This is a genomic window from Burkholderia sp. MSMB1078WGS (assembly GCF_001528895.1).
GTDB lineage: Bacteria > Pseudomonadota > Gammaproteobacteria > Burkholderiales > Burkholderiaceae > Burkholderia.
This window is the reverse complement of sequence record NZ_LPDI01000050.1, coordinates 47,423-63,930: the sequence shown is the minus strand read 5'-3', so window position 1 is coordinate 63,930 and position 16,508 is coordinate 47,423. Positions and strand designations below refer to the sequence as shown.

The 16,508-nt window shown below is 66.2% G+C and carries 15 protein-coding genes and 1 tRNA gene; 7 read left to right on the top strand and 9 right to left on the bottom strand.

Going from position 1 to position 16,508, the window contains the following annotated elements:
* Positions 1–579: 579 nt before the first annotated feature.
* Positions 580–981 (top strand): cupin domain-containing protein, encoded by a 402-nt coding sequence (locus tag WT24_RS15195; RefSeq protein ID WP_059506093.1) that lies wholly within the window; start codon positions 580–582, stop codon positions 979–981.
* Positions 982–1,109: 128 nt separating this feature from the next.
* Here the strand turns inward: WT24_RS15195 and WT24_RS15190 are convergent.
* The 6 genes from WT24_RS15190 to cysS form a co-directional block, all read right to left on the bottom strand.
* Positions 1,110–1,203, bottom strand: a tRNA-Ser gene (locus tag WT24_RS15190).
* A gap of 110 nt (positions 1,204–1,313) precedes the next feature.
* Positions 1,314–2,567: an aspartate kinase gene (locus tag WT24_RS15185; protein WP_011549493.1), complete on the bottom strand. Its 1,254-nt coding sequence runs from the start codon at positions 2,565–2,567 to the stop codon at positions 1,314–1,316.
* A 342-nt stretch (positions 2,568–2,909) separates the two neighbouring features.
* A complete protein-coding gene (gene tilS, locus WT24_RS15180) occupies positions 2,910–4,331 on the bottom strand; it encodes a tRNA lysidine(34) synthetase TilS (RefSeq protein ID WP_060034484.1) in 1,422 nt (473 codons plus the stop codon).
* Positions 4,332–4,377: 46 nt separating this feature from the next.
* On the bottom strand, positions 4,378–5,349 hold the full coding sequence (locus WT24_RS15175) for an acetyl-CoA carboxylase carboxyltransferase subunit alpha (protein ID WP_006478433.1): 972 nt from the start codon (positions 5,347–5,349) through the stop codon (positions 4,378–4,380).
* Positions 5,350–5,452: 103 nt separating this feature from the next.
* On the bottom strand, positions 5,453–6,280 hold the full coding sequence (locus WT24_RS15170) for a DNA-3-methyladenine glycosylase (RefSeq protein ID WP_059505820.1): 828 nt from the start codon (positions 6,278–6,280) through the stop codon (positions 5,453–5,455).
* Positions 6,281–6,323: 43 nt separating this feature from the next.
* Positions 6,324–7,721: a cysteine--tRNA ligase gene (cysS, locus tag WT24_RS15165; protein ID WP_059505818.1), complete on the bottom strand. Its 1,398-nt coding sequence runs from the start codon at positions 7,719–7,721 to the stop codon at positions 6,324–6,326.
* A gap of 234 nt (positions 7,722–7,955) precedes the next feature.
* On the opposite strand from cysS, the gene WT24_RS15160 reads away from it, so the two are divergent.
* The 4 genes from WT24_RS15160 (at position 7,956) to WT24_RS15145 (ending at position 10,701) form a co-directional block, all read left to right on the top strand.
* A complete protein-coding gene (locus WT24_RS15160) occupies positions 7,956–8,678 on the top strand; it encodes a tetratricopeptide repeat protein (protein ID WP_060034481.1) in 723 nt (240 codons plus the stop codon).
* A 40-nt stretch (positions 8,679–8,718) separates the two neighbouring features.
* Positions 8,719–9,294, top strand: a complete 576-nt coding sequence (locus WT24_RS15155) for a peptidylprolyl isomerase (RefSeq protein WP_059505814.1) — start codon at positions 8,719–8,721, stop codon at positions 9,292–9,294.
* Positions 9,295–9,382: 88 nt separating this feature from the next.
* Positions 9,383–9,874, top strand: coding sequence for a peptidylprolyl isomerase (locus WT24_RS15150; protein WP_006483987.1), 492 nt, complete (start codon positions 9,383–9,385; stop codon positions 9,872–9,874).
* Between the two features lie 26 nt (positions 9,875–9,900).
* Positions 9,901–10,701, top strand: a complete 801-nt coding sequence (locus WT24_RS15145; RefSeq protein ID WP_034207717.1) for a UDP-2,3-diacylglucosamine diphosphatase — start codon at positions 9,901–9,903, stop codon at positions 10,699–10,701.
* Positions 10,702–10,749: 48 nt separating this feature from the next.
* Here the strand turns inward: WT24_RS15145 and cysE are convergent, their stop codons facing one another.
* Positions 10,750–11,523: a serine O-acetyltransferase gene (cysE, locus tag WT24_RS15140; protein WP_257127380.1), complete on the bottom strand. Its 774-nt coding sequence runs from the start codon at positions 11,521–11,523 to the stop codon at positions 10,750–10,752.
* Between the two features lie 306 nt (positions 11,524–11,829).
* A complete protein-coding gene (locus WT24_RS15135; protein WP_060034479.1) occupies positions 11,830–12,654 on the bottom strand; it encodes an RNA methyltransferase in 825 nt (274 codons plus the stop codon).
* A 281-nt stretch (positions 12,655–12,935) separates the two neighbouring features.
* On the opposite strand from WT24_RS15135, the gene WT24_RS15130 reads away from it, so the two are divergent.
* Positions 12,936–13,739, top strand: coding sequence for an inositol monophosphatase family protein (locus WT24_RS15130; RefSeq protein ID WP_059505808.1), 804 nt, complete (start codon positions 12,936–12,938; stop codon positions 13,737–13,739).
* 304 nt (positions 13,740–14,043) lie between these two features.
* A complete protein-coding gene (locus WT24_RS15125; protein ID WP_059505806.1) occupies positions 14,044–15,666 on the top strand; it encodes an NAD(P)/FAD-dependent oxidoreductase in 1,623 nt (540 codons plus the stop codon).
* Between the two features lie 117 nt (positions 15,667–15,783).
* Here WT24_RS15125 and WT24_RS15120 read toward each other — a convergent pair whose 3' ends face one another.
* On the bottom strand, positions 15,784–16,479 hold the full coding sequence (locus tag WT24_RS15120; protein WP_060354673.1) for an isoprenylcysteine carboxylmethyltransferase family protein: 696 nt from the start codon (positions 16,477–16,479) through the stop codon (positions 15,784–15,786).
* Between the last annotated feature and the right edge of the window lie 29 nt (positions 16,480–16,508).

The window sequence follows — 16,508 nt, the reverse complement described above, 5'->3', positions numbered from 1 at the left end:
GAACGACATGACTGACGTTCCGCGGTGCAGCGGTCGCTCCGCCTTCTCCGTCTTACACGGATACTTTCATTTTTATTTCAATCTATTTTGCGTAGCGCAAGCCAGGCAAAGCGTTGCCCTCGCCTGCCGGTTTCACGTGGCCCGCCGCTCACGCCGATATCTCGAGCAATTCCCTACGCGCAGGGTCATCGCACGATAGTGATCGCGCGGTGAGGGAGCCGTCGACCATTGCATGCCGATAGACCCGGGTTAGCCGGACAAAGTCGCTCGCAGACGATTCCCACGTCATATCCCTACGCGTCACCTGCTCCATTCTCCCCAAAGATTTTCTTTCGGCTTGGACAAGATGTTCTCGATTGTCGACGGGCCGGACGGTGGGCATAGTTCCTCGCTCGCCGTGCAGATCGCAGCAAAGCCGGCTCGACCGGTGGCTTCGGTACGTTCGCTGCGTTCCTTCGTTCCCCGGCCAGCGGTCGGGATCGTCCTTGCCGGCGAGCACGCGGTCGATCGATGAGCGACCTCCGCATACCGGATTCTCCCGTCACGCGCCAACGGCGAATGCTAGCCAGAGACTGTCCCATGAAAATCTATCGCTGCCTTCCTCTTATCTTGTTGACCCTGGCGAGCACTCGGCTCGCCGAAGCCGCCGATCGGGCACCCGCGGCCAAGGACACCGTCGTCTTGCAACGCGTTCCCGTCCCGGGATCGGATCACGAGATGGGCATGGGCATTGCCGAGTTTCCCCCGAACGCCTCGAAGCCGCGGCACAAGGCGACTGGGCCCGAGGTTGCATACGTGCTGTCTGGCGAGGTCACGGTGCAGGTCGACGGTCAACCCACGCGGGTCGTTCACGCGGGCGAGAGTTATCGGATGCCGGCGGGTGTCGTCCACGTGACGACTGCCGGGCCGGCAGGGGCGAAGGTTCTTGCCACGTGGGCCTGGATACCCGGCAAGCCGTTCAACATCCGTGTGCCGGACTAGCAGGCGCCGATCGACGGCGGCAAACTTGTCCGCTGCGTCGAGGCGGGTTCGCGAAATTGGGCGAGCCTCAAGCTGAAAAAGAAAAAGCCCCGCAAGTCCGAGAACTTGCGGGGCTTTGTCACCGCTTTTGGCGGAGACGGAGGGATTCGAACCCTCGATCCAGGTTTTGGCCCAGATGCTCCCTTAGCAGGGGAGTGCCTTCGACCTCTCGGCCACGTCTCCCAAACTTTCGCTCGCACCAGGGAGGCAGTGCGACGAGAACGAGATAATAAAGGGTTTCGAACCGTACGTCAATTTCCATGATGCATTTTCTTCAATGCATCACGAAAAATTCACGATGCCTGGTCGAGTTCGAATACCTTGTGCAGCGCGCGGACGGCCAGCTCCATATATTTCTCGTCGATCAGCACCGAAATCTTGATTTCGGACGTCGAGATCATCTGGATGTTGATGCCCTCTTCCGACAGCGTGCGGAACATCTTGCTCGCGACGCCCACGTGCGAACGCATGCCGACGCCGACGACCGACACCTTCGACACCTTCGGGTCGCCCTGCACGCGCTCGGCGCTCACATGGCCCTGCACCTGGTTGGTGAGGATGTCCATCGCCTTCTGGTAGTCGCCGCGGCCGACCGTGAACGTGAAGTCGGTCTTGCCTTCGACGCTCTGGTTCTGAATGATCATGTCGACGTCGACGTTCGCATCGGCCACCGGGCCGAGGATCTGATATGCGATACCCGGCTTGTCGGGCACGCCCATCACCGCAATGCGTGCTTCGTCGCGCTGGAACGCGATGCCGGAAATGACTGCCTTTTCCATGGTCTCGTCTTCTTCAAAAGTAATCAGGGTGCCCGAGCGCATTTCTTCGTCGAGCGCAATCAGCGGATCGGTCAGGCTCGACAGCACACGCGTCTTCACCTGGTATTTGCCGGCGAATTCGACCGAGCGGATCTGCAGGACCTTCGAGCCGAGGCTCGCCATTTCCAGCATCTCCTCGAACGTGACGCGATCGAGGCGGCGCGCCTCTTCGACGACACGCGGATCGGTCGTGTAGACGCCGTCGACGTCGGTATAGATCAGGCACTCTTCGGCACCCAGCGCAGCCGCCACCGCCACCGCCGACGTATCCGAGCCGCCACGGCCCAGCGTCGTGATGTGACCGTCCGGGTCGACGCCCTGGAAACCCGTGATGATCACGACCTTGCCCGCGTTCAGATCGTCCTTCACGCGCTCGTCGTCGATCGAGTGAATGCGTGCTTTCGTAAATGCGCTGTCGGTCTTGATCGGCACTTGCCAGCCGGCATAGCTCACGGCCTCGACGCCGATTTCCTGCAGCGCGATCGACAGCAGGCCAACGCTGACCTGCTCGCCGGTCGACGCGATCATGTCGAGCTCACGCGGGCTCGGCTGGCTCGAAATCTCTTTCGCAAGACCGAGCAGACGGTTGGTTTCGCCGGACATCGCCGAAGGCACGACCACCATCTGGTGCCCGGCTTGATGCCATTTTGCGACGCGTTTCGCGACGTTCTTGATGCGCTCGACCGAGCCCATCGAAGTGCCGCCGTATTTGTGTACGATGAGTGCCATTGTCGTTCTGAACTGGAGGAGAAACCGCACGGGCGCGCTGGGCAGGCCGCGGAGCCGTTCGGTCACGCGGCTTGTGGCTGTGGACGGACGACGAGGGGGACGGCTGGGACGCAACACGCAAGCGTGACGGATTTTGCCCGGAAGGCCGATCAGGCCGCGCAAACCGGGTACGTCACGCGGAAAACCTGCACAAAACGCTCAAAAATCGAGCCGAGCAAACGACCGAGCGTACCCGATAGAAGCCCGCTTGACAAGCCGCGCGCCGTGTCGGCGGCCGTTCCGGTGCTGTTTACCGAATGGTGAAAAAGGGCACGCCATCGCGCCGCCGGCAGCCCGCCGCCGCTAGGCGATCAACAGGTCAGGGCGCCATTCGATCCGGCGCCATGCGGGGGCGCCGGGCGCCCCGTCCTCAGGCACGTCGATGTCGCGATTGATGCCCAGCCGCGGCACGTAGATCAGTCGGTCGCCCGCGAACAGCAGCGGCACGTCGCGCTGCCACGCCGGCACGCCGCGCTCCTGGAACAGGTTCTTCAGCGTCCGGCCCGGCCCACCCGGCGACGTACGCATCCGTTCGCCGCCGGCCCGGGCGCGCGCCGCCAATCGCGCGCCGCGCAGCAATCCTTCCGGCACCGCGTCGGCGCTACCCGCGTCGGCCGGTGCGAACACGAACGTGCCGCGCCATCCCGGCAGGCGCCACACTTCCTGTCCGTCCCATGCGAGCGCCGCCTCCGGTTGCGGCGTCCCCGCGCCGTCGTCGGCCGGTTCGCTGCTGTCGCCCGCTTCCCAGTAGACGACGTCGCGATAGAGCCGCAGGCACTGCCCCGCGTGATCGACGCGCAGCGCATGCGCGTCGTGTGCCGCGCGCAGTTGCCGCATCATGTTGGCAAGCCGGGCAGCCGACGCGCCCGGCAAACCGAGCCGACGCATCCAGAAGCGCAGCAGGTTCGCACCTCGCGTGTCGTCGAACGCGACCAGCGCATCGCGCGACAGCGCCCGACCGTCATCGCGCGCGGCGACGGCGAAATCCAGCTCGGCCAGATCGTCGAGCAGCCGCTGAGCGGCCGCCGCATGCTGGGCGGCGCGACCGAGCGCGTCGCGAAAGCCCGGGAAATGCACGGCCAGCGCCGGCAGTACGTCGATGCGCAGCGCATTGCGCGCATAGCGCGTATCGCCGTTCGATTCGTCGTCGATCCACGCGAGCGCGTGCTGCTCCGCATAGCGCTCGAGTTGTGCGCGCAACAGTCGCAGCAATGGACGCACACGCTCGATGCGCGTGCCGTCGGGGCGATATCGCGGCGCCATCGCGGCAAGCCCTGCGATTCCCGCCCCGCGCAACAGTTGCAGCAGCACCGTCTCGGCCTGGTCGTCCGCGTGTTGCGCGAGCCACAGCGCCGCCACGCCGTGGCGCTCGCCCATCTCGTCGAGCGCCGCGTAGCGACGCTCGCGCGCCGTCGCCTCGATACCGAGCCCGCTGTCGCGCGGCACGTCGACGCGCATCGATTCGAATGCGACACCGAGCCGTGCCGCCTCCGCTTCGGCATGCGCGACCCATGCATCGGCGTTCGCGCTCAGGCCGTGATGCACGTGCAGCGCGACGCAGCGCGATGCACCCGCGACACGCACGGCCGCATCGAGCAGCACCGTCGAATCGAGGCCGCCGCTGTAGGCAATCGCGATGCGCGCATCCGGCGGCAGGCCGGAAAGCGCAACGCCGACCGCGTCGAGTACGACGCGGTCGGCGGAGAATTCGGTGGGCGGGATCACGAGCGGGACGCGCGCGCAGCGGCGCGCGAATGGAATACGCAGCCGGTCATGCGCCGGGCGTGGTTTCCTTGAACTTGCCGTAGGCCATCAGGCGCTCGAAGCGGCGCTCGCGCAGCGCATCGATGCTCATGCCCTGGAACTGGCGCAGCGAATCGGCCAGCGCACGGCGCAGCAGCGCGGCCATGCCCTTCGGATCGCGATGCGCGCCGCCGAGCGGCTCGTTGATGATCTTGTCGATCAGGCCGAGCGCCTTCAGGCGGTGCGCGGTCAGACCCAGCGCTTCCGCCGCTTCCGGCGCCTTCGCGGCGCTCTTCCACAGGATCGACGCGCAGCCTTCCGGCGAGATGACCGAGTAGGTCGAGAACTGCAGCATCATCACGGTGTCGGCCACCGCGATCGCGAGCGCGCCGCCCGAGCCGCCCTCGCCGATCACCGTCGTGATGATCGGCGTCTTCAGCTCGGCCATCACGTACAGGTTGCGGCCGATCGCCTCCGACTGGCCGCGCTCTTCCGCGCCGATGCCCGGGTACGCGCCCGGCGTGTCGACGAACGTGAAGATCGGCAGCCCGAACTTCTCGGCCAGACGCATCAGGCGTTCGGCCTTGCGATAGCCTTCCGGGCGCGGCATCCCGAAGTTGCGCGCGGCGCGCTCCTTCGTGTCGCGGCCCTTCTGGTGACCGATCACCATGCACGGATGGCCGCCGAAGCGTGCGAGACCGCCAACGATCGACAGATCGTCCGCGAACGCGCGGTCGCCATGCAGCTCGTGAAAATCGGTAAACAGCTCCGCAACGTAATCGAGCGTGTACGGACGCTGCGGGTGCCGCGCGATCTGCGAAACCTGCCACGGCGACAGGTTCGCATAGAGGTCTTTCGTCAGTTGCTGGCTTTTCTTCGACAGCCGCTCGATTTCTTCCGAAATATCGACAGCCGAGTCGTCCTGCACGAATCGCAGCTCTTCGATCTTGGCCTCGAGTTCGGCGATCGGCTGTTCGAAATCCAGAAACGTGGTCTTCATGTGTTCGAATCCTTGGGTCTTGCGGCAGCGCGTATTCTACCCGCGCGGGCGACGCTCAAAACCGGCTCTCAACTATTGATGTTTAAAACCCGATAGCCGACGCTCAGGCGTCGGCGTCGGGCGCATCGAGGCTGCGCCACATGTACCAGGTCGCGACGGTGCGCCACGGCTCCCAGTTGGCTGCCACCTCGCGCGCCTCGCTGCGCGTGACGGGTTCCCCGCTGAAGTAATTGACGCTGATCGCACGGATCAGGCCCGGGTCGTCGAGCGGCAGCACGTCCGGCCGCGACAGGTTGAAGATCAGGAACATCTCGGCCGTCCAGCGGCTGATGCCGCGGATCTGCGTGAGTTCCGCGATCACGTCCTCGTCGTCCATCGACGTCCATTTGTCGACGTGCAGCGCCCCCGACACGAAATGCTGCGCGAGATCGAGGATGTATTCCGTCTTGCGCTTCGACAACCCGCACGCGATCAGCTTGTCCGCGCCGAGCCGGATCACCGGTTGCGGCGCGAGTTTCGGACAGGCGTCCTCGATGCGCGCCCACAGCGACTGGGCGGACGGCACCGAAATCTGCTGGCCGACGACCGAGCGCGCGAGCGTGACGAACGGGTCGCCACGCTTCACGAGATGCGCGGGGCCGAACTTCGGAATCAGCTTCTTCAGGATCCGGTCGCGCTTGACGAGGTCCGCGCACGCCTTGTCCCAATAGGCAGGACGCACGACGACCTCCTCGCCGTCCGCTTCGGACGCACGTGTCTTGCGGGCCGTGTCGGCGGCCGGCGGCGTGGCCGCGGGCTGCGCATGACCGTTCAGCGCGCCGTTCGGCACGGCGCGCGTCGCGTCCGCCTTCGTCGCCGGTACGCGCTTGGCTGCCGGACGCGCGGCGACCGGGGTCGCGCGCCTGACCGGCGCTTTTCTGGCCGTTGCCATCTTGCCTCCTACCTGACGGATCGGTCAGTGGAACGCGCCGCGCTCATACGCGACGCCATTCGGTCGATCCGCCCGGTTTGTCTTCAAGTGCGATGCCGGCTTCGAGCAATTCCGCCCGGATCCGGTCCGCTTCGGCATAGTCCTTCGCTTGCTTCGCCGCGACGCGCGCGGCGATCTTCGCTTCGATCTCGTCGGCAGCGAGCCCGCCCGCCTGCGCGGCGCCCGACGCCTGCTGCAGGAACGCGCGCGGTTCGCGGCCCAGCAGGCCGAGCAAGCCCGCCAACTGTTTCAGTTGCCGCGCGAGCGACGCATCGCGCGTGCGGTTGACTTCACCCGCCAGCTCGAACAGCGTCGCCACCGCGACCGGCGTGTTGAAATCGTCGTTCATCGCGGCCGCGAAACGCTGCGCGTGCGGCTCGTTCCAGTCGAGCGCGAGCGTATCGGCGTCGACGTCCTTCAGCGCGGTGTACAGGCGCGTGAGCGACGCGCGCGCATCGTCGAGGTGCACGTCGCTGTAATTGAGCGGCGAACGGTAGTGCGTGCGCACGATGAAGAAGCGCATGACTTCCGCATCGTAACGCTCGAGCACTTCGCGGATCGTGAAGAAGTTGCCGAGCGATTTCGACATCTTCTCGTTGTCGACCTGCACGAAGCCGTTGTGCATCCAGTAATTGACGAACGTCTCGCCGGTCGCGCCTTCGCTCTGCGCGATCTCGTTCTCGTGGTGCGGGAATTGCAGATCCTGCCCGCCGCCGTGGATGTCGAAATGATTGCCGAGCAGCGTGCAGCCCATCGCCGAGCACTCGATGTGCCAGCCCGGGCGACCCATCCCGTACTTCGACGCCCACGACGCGCCTTCCGGATCTTCCGGCTTCGCGCGCTTCCACAGCACGAAGTCGAGCGGATCTTCCTTCGCGTCGTTCGCGGCGACGCGCTCGCCCGCGCGCAGATCGTCGAGCGACTTGCCCGACAGCTTCCCGTAGTTCGTGAACTTGCGCACCGAGTAATTGACGTCGCCGTCGGTCGCCTGGTACGCATAGCCGTTCGTCTCGAGCGTCTCGATCATGCCGAGCATCTGCGGGATGAACTGCGTCGCGCGCGGCTCGATGTCGGGCCGCTGGATGCCGAGCGCGGCTTCGTCCTCGTGCATCGCACCGATGAAGCGGTCGGTCAGCGACTTGATCGTCTCGCCATTCTCGACCGCGCGGCGGATGATCTTGTCGTCGATGTCGGTGATGTTGCGCACATACGTGACCCGATAGCCGATCGCACGCAACCAGCGCTGGACGAGGTCGAACACGACCAGCATGCGCGCGTGGCCCACGTGACAATAGTCGTAGACGGTGATCCCGCATACGTACATCCGCACTTCGCCGGACTGGCGCGGCACGAAAACTTGCTTGTCACGCGCGAGCGTGTTGTAGATGCGCAGTGATTCCATAGAGATGAACCGTGAGCCGAAGGAAACCGCCCTGGCGAAGCTCGCCCAGCATGCGAAACGGACGGACCATCTGCCGCGGCGCCAGGCCGCGCGTCCTCGATATCACATGGGGCGGTCAGGCTGCAAGCACAGCGGTGACGGCCACGAGAGGCTAAGAAAGACTGTCTGACGCTCGCCGGAACGCGCAGACGTTTTGTTAGAATGGCTCGGAGTATAACATTCCGATTTACGCCTATGAAACCTCATCGCGGCCGCGCGCCGAGCGCTGCGACCCTCGTTGCGACCACCGTCATGGGCGTCGCGCTGACGCTTTTCGCGGCTCCCGCGGCGCATGCGCAAAAGGCCCCGGCCGTCGCCGACGGCACCCCCGAAATCGACGCGTCGATCGCCGGCAAGCAGTGGAAGCAGGCGCTCGCGCAGCTCGACGCACGCATCGCGTCGAACCCGCACGACGTGCAGGCGCAGTTCAAGCGCGGCACCGTGCTGGCCCGCCTGAACCGCGACGACGACGCGATCCAGCAATTCGTCGCGATCACGCAGGCGTACCCCGAACTGCCCGAGCCGTACAACAACCTCGCGGCGCTCTACGCGAAGCACGGCCGCTACGACGAAGCGCGCACCGCGCTCGTCACCGCGACGCAATCGAACCCGAGCTACTCGCTCGCGTACGAGAACCTCGGCGATCTGTACCTGCGGCTCGCGGCCGAATCGTACAAGCGCGCGCAATCGCTCGGCCGCACGAGCGGCGCGACCGCGCAGCGCCTCGCCGATCTCCAGAAGATCGTGTCGCCGTCGAAGGCCGCGCCGAACGCCCGCGCGACGACGCCGACCACGCGCGACTACACCGAGCGCGCCGCCGCGAACGTGAGCACCACCACGCTGCCGATGTCGCCGACGTTCCAGTTCAGCGGTCCGTCGGGCGCCTTGGCGGCGCCGTACGTCGCGCCGTCGAAATAAGCGGCGCGGCCTTCCTTCCCCTCCCAACCTGAGGATCGCAATGAAACGTCTGTTGCTGGCGCTTGGCGGCGCCGCCCTTCTCGCGACCGCGCCCGCGTTCGCGCAAACGGCCACCGCGCACCCCGTCGTGCAGCTGAAGACCTCGCAGGGCGACATCCGCGTCGAGCTCTATCCGGAGAAGGCGCCGAAATCCGTCGCCAACTTCCTCGATTACGTGAAGTCCGGCCAGTACAACGGCACGATCTTCCATCGCGTGATCAAGGGCTTCATGATCCAGGGCGGCGGCTACAAGACCAACTTCGAGGAGAAGCCGACCCGCGCGCCGATCCCGCTGGAGAGCCGCAATGGTCTGAAGAACCTGACGGGCACGATCGCGATGGCGCGCACCAGCGACCCGAATTCGGCTACCGCGCAGTTCTTCATCAATACGGTCGACAACAGCGGCCTCGACTACCCGAACCCGGACGGCAACGGCTATGCGGTGTTCGGCAAGGTCGTGTCGGGTCTCGACGTCGTGAAGAAGATCGAAGGCGTGGCGACGACCTCGCGCGGCCCGATGCAGGACGTGCCGGCCCAGCCGATCGTGATCGAATCCGCGAGCATCGTCTCGAAGTAATGACCTGCCGGCACGTCCGGCGCCTCACGCGGCCGCGTCGCACGACCGGCCGCGTGCCATTTAAACCGCCTCACCGAAGGAATTCATCATGGTTGAACTGCATACGAACCACGGCGTGATCAAGCTCGAACTCGACGCCGCGAAGGCACCGAAGACGGTCGAGAACTTCCTGAACTACGTGAAGAAGGGCCATTACGACGGCACCGTGTTCCATCGCGTGATCAACGGCTTCATGATCCAGGGCGGCGGCTTCGAGCCGGGCCTGAAGCAGAAGCCGACCGATGCGCCGATCGACAACGAAGCGAACAACGGCCTGAAGAACGACAACTACACGATCGCGATGGCGCGCACGAACGATCCGCATTCGGCGACCGCCCAGTTCTTCATCAACGTGAACGACAACGACTTCCTGAACCACTCGTCGCCGACGCCGCAGGGCTGGGGCTACGCGGTGTTCGGCAAGGTGGTCGAAGGCCAGGACGTGGTCGACAAGATCAAGGGCGTCAAGACGGGCAACGCCGGCTTCCACCAGGACGTGCCGACCGACGACGTCGTGATCGAGAAGGCCGTGGTGGTCTGACGCGCAGTCGTTACGGAGGCACTTCGATGTTGCAGGAGAGTCCGCCGCGAAGCGTCTCCGCGGGCGTGCCGGGCGAGCGCGAGTACGCGCAAGCCGCACGCCCGTTCCTGTTTCTCTCCGATCTGCACCTGAGCGAAGCGATTCCGAAGACGGTCGCCGCGTTCGAGCATTTCGTGAGATACACCGCCGACAGCGCCGATTCGGTGTTCATCCTCGGCGACCTGTTCGAATACTGGATCGGCGACGACATCCTCGACGACGATCCGTTCGCCGCGCGCATGGCCGCGCTGATGCACACGTTCTCGGAACGCGGCATCGCGCTCTACGTGATGCACGGCAACCGCGATTTCCTGCTCGGCCGCCGCTTCATGAAGGCCGCCGGCGCGATGCTGCTGCCCGATCCTTCGCTGATCGTCGCGTTCGGCCAGCGCATCGTGCTCGCGCACGGAGACGCGCAATGCACGGCCGACCGCGGCTACCAGATGTTCCGTCGCTTCGCGCGCAACCGCGTCGCGCAATGGTTGTTTCTCGCGTGGCCGTTCCGCTGGCGCCGCGCGCTCGCGCAACGCATGCGCTCGACCAGCGAAGCGGGCCGCATGCGCCCCGCTTCGGCCCTCTACGACGTCACGCGGGAAGGCGTGGCCGCGCTGTTCCGGAAAAGCCGCGCGAGCGTGATCATTCACGGCCACACGCACCGCCCCGCGCGCCACGCGGAACCGGGCGGAATCCGCTGGGTGCTGCCCGACTGGGATCTCGATCACGGCACGCCGCGCGGCGGCTACCTGCGCGTCGATGCGGAAGGCATCCACGCGATGCCGCTCGACTGACGCCGCCGCTGCCGCGCCGACAGCAGCCGTCGGCGCGCTTCCCGTTCGTTACATCTGGCGTTCGACCGTCTTGCCTTCCAGCACCGCGGACAGCCTGCGCAGGTCGAGGCCCGCCGCGTCGGCGCCCTGCAGCGTTTCCAGATGCGTGCCGAGCCGCTCGAGCGCCGCGACGATCTCGTCGACGCGGCGGCTTTCCTTCGCCGCGTGATCGATCAGCCCGTGAATCGCGAGCGACATCGGATCGTCGGCGTTCGGCGTGATCCCGTATGCGCAAAATGCCGCGCGTTCGGGTTGCGGCTTCGGCTGCGCCGGCATCACGATGCGCGCCGGATTGCCGACCGCCGTGCCGCCCGCCGGCACCGGCTTGACGACCACCGCGTTCGAGCCGATCTTCGCGCCCGCGCCGACCGTGAACCCGCCGAGCACCTTCGCGCCCGCGCCGACGATCACGCCGGCCTCGAGCGTCGGGTGGCGTTTCGCGCCGCGCGTGAGCGACGTGCCGCCCAGCGTCACACCCTGATAGATCGTGCAGTCGTCGCCGACGATCGCCGTCTCGCCGATCACGACACCCATGCCGTGATCGATGAACACGCGCCGGCCGATCGTCGCGCCGGGGTGGATCTCGATCCCGGTCAGGAACCGGCCTGCCTGCGACGCGAACCGCGCGAGCCAGTAGCGTTTCGCACGCCAGCATGCATGCGCGAAACGGTGCAGCACGAGCGCATGCAGCCCCGGATAACAGGTCAGCACTTCCCACGCACTACGAGCGGCGGGATCCCGCTCGCGAATCGTTGCAATGTCTTCGCGCAGTCTCGTGAACATGATGTGATCCGGGAAAAGGCCGGCGCGCATCGCCGGCAATGCCGGCCGTTATCGCGCCGGGTCATTTGCTTATGAGGTTCGGCGATTGTAGGGCCAGTCGCGGCGGGCCGCACGCGGCCGCGCGTTCACCCCGCGGCCGGCACGGGTATTCGGCCGGGACACTTGCTGCGGCGGGGTTTCCGCGGCGGGGCGATCGGGAGAAACAGCGGGTTCGGCGTTGCCGGTCGGTCGCTGCCTGGCCTGTTCGGCCACACGCCGCATTCGCCGGCGAACGCCCCCGCGCCCGGCAATCGGAGCGCCGGCCCCTTACGCGTCGCCGCCCGGCTTGCCCGATTTCAGCAGGATATGCTTGGCGACGCCGCGCAGGATGTTGACCTCCTCGCGCTCGAGGCCCGTGCGCGCGAACAGGCGCCGCAGCCGCGGCATCAGCTTCTTCGGATTGCGCGGATCGAGGAAGTCGAGCGCGATCAGTGCGTTCTCGAGGTGCACGTACATCCGCTCGATTTCGTCGCTCTGCGCGAGCGTGCCCGCTTCGGCCTGCGGCTGCGCCGGCGGCTCGCTCGCCTGCTCGAGAAACGCGACACGCAACTCGTATGCGAGCACCTGCACGGCCTGCGCGAGATTCAGCGAACTGTAGGCCGGGTTGGCCGGAATGTGCGCGAGCGCGCTGCACTGCTCGACATGCTCGTTCGCGAGGCCGGTGCGCTCGTTGCCGAACACGAGCGCGATGTCGCCCGTGCCGACCTGCGCGCTCGCCTGCGCGGCGGCCGCGCGCGGCGCGAGGCGCGGCGGCCCGTATTCGCGCGTGCGCGCAGTCAGCGCGATCGACCAGTGAACACCGGACAGCGCTTCGCCGAGCGTCGGCACGACGTGCGCGGACGCGAGGACGTCGTCCGCGCCGCTGGCCATCGCGATCGCTTCGGGGTCGCTCTGCACGTGCGGCACGCGCGGCGCGACCAGCACGAGGCGCGAGAAGCCCATCGTCTTCAGCGCGCGGGCGGCCGCCCCGACGTTGCCGGGATGGCTCGGCTCGACGAGCACGAAACGGGTGGACGTGAAGCCGCCGGACGGCGGCAAGGACGAGGCCGCGCCCGATTCGGACGGCGCGGCGGGGTTCTGCGAGGTTTCCACTACGATACGACTCGGTTCATCAGAATGGCCGTATGGTATCGCCATCGCTCCCGCAAACCCACTCGTCCGGACGGCCGGTGGGGGTTTCCCCGCATGCCGCTCGCCTGAAACCGCCGAAAATCGGGTAAAATCATGCCTTTACGCGTTGCGCTCCGCGCAGCGCGGGTCGTACCCCGCTCTTTGTCAATTCGCGTCTCACCTCGCCCCGGCACGCTTGCGCCGTACCGGGCGGTTGTCCCACTTCGTGGCGGCCCGTGCCGCCGGCTACAGGATCCAGGCTCATGCATCCCATGCTCAATATTGCTGTCAAGGCTGCGCGCCGCGCCGGACAGATCATCAATCGCGCGTCCCTCGATCTCGACCTGATCGAGATCCGCAAGAAGCAGCAGAACGACTTCGTCACCGAAGTGGACAAGGCCGCCGAAGACGCGATCATCGAGACGCTGAAGACCGCCTACCCCGACCACGCGATCCTCGCGGAGGAATCGGGCGAATCGGAGAACGAATCCGAATTCAAGTGGATCATCGATCCGCTCGACGGCACGACCAACTTCATCCACGGCTTCCCGTACTACTGCGTATCGATCGCGCTCGAGCACAAGGGCATCGTCACGCAGGCCGTCGTCTACGATCCGAACAAGAACGACCTGTTCACGGCCACCCGCGGCCGCGGCGCGTACCTGAACGACCGCCGCATCCGCGTCGGCCGCCGCGATCGTCTGTCGGACGCGCTGGTCGGCACGGGCTTCCCGTTCCGCGAGAAGGACGGCCTCGACGCATACGCGCGCCTCTTCACCGAGATGACGCAGGCCTGCACGGGCCTGCGCCGCCCGGGCGCGGCGGCCCTCGACCTCGCGAACGTCGCGGCCGGCCGCCTCGACGCATTCTTCGAGCAAGGCATCAACGTGTGGGACATGGCGGCGGGCAGCCTGCTGATCACCGAGGCCGGCGGCCTCGTCGGCAACTACACGGGCGACGCCGATTTCCTGCATCGCCACGAGATCGTCGCCGCGAACCCGAAGATCTACGCGCAGATGATCCCGATCCTGAACCGCTACAGCCGCGTGCATCCGGCAGCGGAGTAAGCCCTGGCCGCGCCCGCGTGGCGCGGCTTTCGCGCAAACCGCGCGCGCGGCATCGCCACGATGGCGCGCCGATCGCCCGACACGCGGGACAATCTTCCGTGCACACGGGTCGCTTCGTGCGCCTATCCTGAAGTTGCTCGAGTTGCCCGCACGGGTCGGCGTACTGCCGCTCGCGCCGCTTGTCCCGCAACGACAGCGCATGGTTTGCGTCCGGCATGCCCGCACGGCGAACAACGCCGCCGGTATGCCGGCCCCGCCTGTATCAACACCGCCACGGCGCCGTGGCAATCGCATCCGAGTCCCCATGTTACGGCTAAGCGAAATCAAACTTCCCCTCGACCACCCCGACAGCGCGCTCGAGGCCGCGATTCGCGCGCGCCTCGCCGAGCTAGGCGTGGCGGCAGACGGGCTGCTCCGTTACACCGTGTTCCGCCGCGCGCACGACGCACGCAAGCGCGCCGACATCAAGCTCACGTACATCGTCGATGTCGAAGTCACCGACGAGGCAGCCGCGCTCAAGCGCATCGCCGGCAAGCCGCATTGCGGCGTGACGCCCGACATGACGTATCACTTCGTCACGAAGGCGCCCGAGCACGCCGACTTCCTGCGCCCCGTCGTCATCGGCATGGGGCCGTGCGGGCTGTTCGCAGGGCTGATCCTCGCGCAGATGGGCTTCCGTCCCATCATTCTCGAACGCGGCAAGGCCGTGCGCGAGCGCACCAAGGACACCTTCGGCCTGTGGCGCAAGAGCGTGCTCAACCCGGAATCCAACGTGCAGTTCGGCGAAGGCGGCGCGGGGACGTTTTCCGACGGCAAGCTGTACAGCCAGATCAAGGATCCGAACCACTATGGCCGCAAGGTGCTGGACGAATTCGTCAAGGCCGGCGCCCCCGAGGACATCCTGTATCTGAGCCGGCCGCACATCGGCACGTTCCGACTCGTCAGCATGGTGGAAAAAATGCGCGCGTCGATCCACGAACTCGGCGGCGAAGTGCGTTTCGAAACCCGCGTCGACGATATCGAAATCGACCAGGGCAAGGTGCGCGCACTCAAGCTGTCGAACGGGGAAACGCTGCGGTGCGACCGCGTGGTGCTGGCCGTGGGCCACAGCGCGCGCGACACGTTCCAGATGCTGCACGACCGCGGCGTCTACATCGAAGCCAAGCCGTTCTCGCTGGGTTTTCGCATCGAACATCCGCAGGGGCTGATCGATCGCAGCCGCTTCGGCAAGTTCGCGGGCCACAAGCAGCTCGGCGCGGCCGACTACAAGGTGGTCCACCACGCAAGCAACGGGCGCGCCGTCTACAGCTTCTGCATGTGCCCGGGCGGCACGGTGGTCGCCGCGACCTCGGAGCCCGGCCGCGTGGTCACCAACGGAATGAGCCAGTATTCCCGCGCCGAGCGCAATGCGAATGCGGGCATCGTCGTCGGCATCACGCCGGACGACTATCCGGGCGGCCCGCTCGCCGGCATCGCGTTCCAGCGCAAATGGGAAGAACGCGCATTCGAACTCGGCGGCGGCGATTACCGCGCGCCGGGCCAACTGGTCGGCGATTTCATCGCGGGCCGGCCGTCGACGTCGCTGGGCACCGTGGAACCGTCGTACAAGCCCGGCGTGAATCCGACCGATCTCAGCACCGCGCTGCCGGACTACGCGATCGAAGCGATCCGCGAAGCGCTGCCCGAGATCGACAAGAAAATCGCCGGCTTCGCGATGCACGATGCCGTGCTCACCGGCGTGGAAACGCGCACGTCGTCGCCGATCCGGATTCGGCGCAAGGACGACTACCAGAGTTTGAACGTCGAAGGCCTGTATCCGGCCGGCGAAGGCGCCGGCTATGCGGGCGGCATCTATTCGGCAGCGATCGACGGGATCGAGGTCGCGCAGGCGGTGGCGCTCAGCCTGACGTCGGCGCACGCGTCCTGATTTGCGATACGGGGCCGGCGCGCGAAGGTCCGTGACCCGAGCGCGCCGGCTTTCGCGTGTCCGCCGCGCCCATGCGCGCGATCGGCGCCCGGCCGTTGCGCGCTTTCGGCGTTCCCGTCAAAACACGCCTGGCATCAACCGGTACCGCACCTTCGTCCTGTACTCACGATAATCCGCGTCTTCCGACAACACCCTCTCCTCCATGACGATTCGCCCGATCTGCAGCAGCATCCAGATGCCGATCGCGAGCAGGTTTCGGATACTGAAGTTGGAGAGCAGAAAACCGATTTCGGACAGCAGGTAACCGGCATAGATCGGATGACGCATGAACCGGTACGCCCCCGTCGAAACGACCCCGCGATTGGCCGGCAGCAGGCCGAACGAGCGCCCCAGCGACAGCTTCGCGAACAGTTGCCACGCAATCCCGGCAATTTGCCAGACGCCCCCTGCCCATTCCGGAATCAGTTGCGTACTGGCGGTCAGTTGATAGGCCAGGTAATAGAACGACCCGCCAAGAGAAAAGCACACCGCGACGGGGTGCCAGTCCCGCCGCGTCGGCAATTTCGCAAAAGCCGACATTCCGACGGTCAGTCCCGCGGACATCAGCAGCAGGATCAGCGTGATCCGGCTCGGGTTCAATCGCCACTGCATATAAATCAGATAAGCGAATGCGCCCAGCACGGTCACTGAAGACACGCGAGCGCCAAGCTCGATCGGATCGATCCGCTCCGACTTGGCCGCGACCGCGGTCATGGGCGACACTGGCGTACTTTGCGCGGACGCTCCCCCGACATCCTGCATGGCCTGCTTCATGTTCGTGCCCCGTTAATCTATTGTATTTA